The organism is Kitasatospora sp. NPDC127067 (genome assembly GCF_042724755.1).
Classification (GTDB): domain Bacteria; phylum Actinomycetota; class Actinomycetes; order Streptomycetales; family Streptomycetaceae; genus Kitasatospora; species Kitasatospora lactacystinica.
Genome location: NZ_JBHXEM010000311.1, coordinates 1 through 1,231 on the forward strand (window position 1 = coordinate 1; position 1,231 = coordinate 1,231).

General features: G+C 66.6%; 1 protein-coding gene. It reads right to left on the minus strand.

The genetic code is table 11. The features are described from left to right. Positions 1-11 precede the first annotated feature (11 nt). On the minus strand, positions 12-1,145 hold the full coding sequence (locus ACFWJ4_RS41655) for an IS630 family transposase (RefSeq protein ID WP_380554707.1): 1,134 nt from the start codon (positions 1,143-1,145) through the stop codon (positions 12-14). Positions 1,146-1,231 lie beyond the last annotated feature (86 nt).

Sequence of the window (1,231 nt, forward strand, 5' to 3'; positions counted from 1 at the left end):
CTAGTGCCGCATCAGGCAACGTTCGCCCTGGTGACGACGTCGCGTAGGCGCTCGTCGGTGGCGTGCTTGTTTCGCCAGATGATGTAGCGGCGGATCATGCTGCCCTGCTCTTTGTGGCTGGCGTGGTCGGTGCCGTCGAGGGCGAAGTAGCGCAGGGCGGTGAACTGGGCCTCGATACGGTTGAGCCACGAGCTGTTGGTCGGGGTGTAGGCGATCTCCACGTTGTTCGCCGTCGCCCAGGTCCCGACCCGCTGGCACCGCTTCGTCGTCAGGTGCGGCGAGTAGTTGTCACAGACGATCGCGATGCGAACGTCCGTCGGGTGCAGCGAGCGCAGGTAGCGGCAGAACTCCAGAAACTTCGAGCGGTTCTTCGTCTTCTTGACGTGCCCGTAGAGCTGGTCCTTGGCGAGGTCGTAGGCGGCGAACAGGTGCCGGACGCCGTGCGGGCGGGTGTAGGTCGCCCGCCGCCTCGGCCTCGGTTCGCGGTCGGGGTCCTTGTGGCGGCCGCCGCGCTCGGTCCACTGGCGGCCCGGGTGAGGCTGAAGGTTGAGCGGCCCGAACTCATCGAGGCAGAAGACGACTTCGGGCTCGCCCTCCTCCGGTACGACCTCGCCGTCGGCGATCGCGTAGAGGTGCTCGACCCGGGCCTTCTTCGTGGCGTAGTCGGGATCGCGGGAGGTCTTCCAGGTCTTCACGCGTTGAAACGAGACGCCCTCCTCGCGGAGCAGGACCCGCAGGCCCTCGTGGCTGATGTCGTCGACCACCCCCTCGGCGACCAGGAAGTCGGCCAGCTTGGCCAGGCTCCAGGTCGAGAAGGGCAGGCCGTGCTCGGCCGGCTTGGACTTGGCGGTCTTCTTGATCTCCCGGCGCTCGGGCAACGTGAACGTCCTCGGACGGCCACCCCGGTACTTCGGGTAGAGCGACTCGAAGCCGTCCGCGTTGAAGTTGTGGATCACGTCCCGGACCCGGTCCGGGCTGGTGAACGTCACCTCGGCGATCTTCACCACCGGCATGCGCTGGGCGGAAAGCAACACCATCTGGGCCCGCCGCCAGGTCACCACCGACCCAGTACCCCGGCGGACGATCCGCAGCAACCGTCTGCCCTCGTCGTCATCGATCTCACGAACCTGCACGCGTTCAGCCACGTGATCATTCTGACCGCCCGGAGCCGCATGGGCAGCAATCGAACGTCACATCGACGGGGCGAACGTTGTCTGATGCGGCACTAGCT